Origin of the sequence: Mesorhizobium sp. M5C.F.Ca.IN.020.29.1.1, from assembly GCF_003997375.1 — a bacterium.
Lineage (GTDB): Bacteria > Pseudomonadota > Alphaproteobacteria > Rhizobiales > Rhizobiaceae > Mesorhizobium > Mesorhizobium wenxiniae.
Map to the genome: position 1 here is coordinate 1 of NZ_RZSW01000994.1, position 1,169 is coordinate 1,169.

The 1,169-nt window shown below is 65.3% G+C and carries 1 protein-coding gene; it reads left to right on the forward strand.

What is annotated here, in order from left to right:
- Positions 1–8 precede the first annotated feature (8 nt).
- On the forward strand, positions 9–1,169 hold a 1,161-nt coding region (locus tag EOA85_RS35715; protein ID WP_206523480.1), incomplete at its 3' end, for a cation:proton antiporter.

Below are 1,169 nucleotides of genomic sequence, written 5' to 3' on the forward strand. Positions count from 1 at the left end.
CATAGACCATGCCGCATGACACGCCCCTTATCGCCACCATTGTCGCCGGTTTGGGGCTGGCTTTCGTCTTCGGCGCAATTGCCAATCGCTTCCGCATCCCGCCGCTGGTCGGTTACCTCATCGCTGGCGTGCTGGTCGGGCCTAACACGCCGGGCTTCGTCGCCGATGCCGGCCTCGCCAATGAACTGGCCGAAATCGGCGTGATCCTGTTGATGTTCGGCGTCGGCCTGCATTTCTCGCTGAAGGATTTGTTGTCGGTCCGCGCCATCGCCGTGCCCGGCGCCATCGTGCAGATCGGCTTCGCGACAGCGCTCGGCGCCGCTCTTGCTTGGATGCTCGGCTGGTCGATGGGCGCGGGGCTGGTCTTCGGGCTGGCGCTTTCCGTCGCCTCGACCGTGGTGCTGTTGCGTGCCTTGCAGGAGCGGCGGCTGATCGAGACGGAGCGCGGCCGCATCGCCGTCGGCTGGCTGATCGTCGAGGATCTGGCCATGGTGCTGGCGCTGGTGCTTTTGCCGGCGTTGGCTGGCGTGCTGGGCGGCCAGCAGCAAGGGGAGACCCATAGCAGCCTGCTGTCGCTGCCGGCCAGCTACGGCATCTGGAGTGTCGTCGGCATCACGCTGGCCAAGGTCGCCGCCTTTGTCGTCGTCATGCTGGTGGTGGGCCGCCGTGTCATCCCCTGGATCCTGCACTACGTCGCCCATACCGGTTCGCGTGAATTGTTCCGGCTGGCGGTGCTGGCCATCGCGCTCGGCGTCGCCTTCGGCGCCGCCAAGCTATTCGGCGTCTCGCTGGCGCTGGGCGCTTTCTTCGCCGGCATGATCATGAGCGAATCCGCGCTCAGCCATCGAGCCGCCGAGGAATCGCTGCCGCTGCGCGACGCCTTTTCCGTGCTGTTCTTCGTTTCGGTCGGCATGCTGTTCGACCCGTTCAGCCTGATCAGCAATGGCTGGCCGATCCTGGCGACACTGGCCATCATCGTCATCGGCAAATCGCTGGCGGCCTTCGCTATCGTCGTCGCCTTCCGCTATCCGATCGCGACCGCGCTGATGATTTCGGCAAGCCTTGCCCAGATCGGCGAATTCTCGTTCATTCTGGCCGAGCTCGGCGTCGGGCTGAAGCTGCTGCACGAACAAGGACGCGACCTCATCCTCGCCGGTGCTATCCTGTCG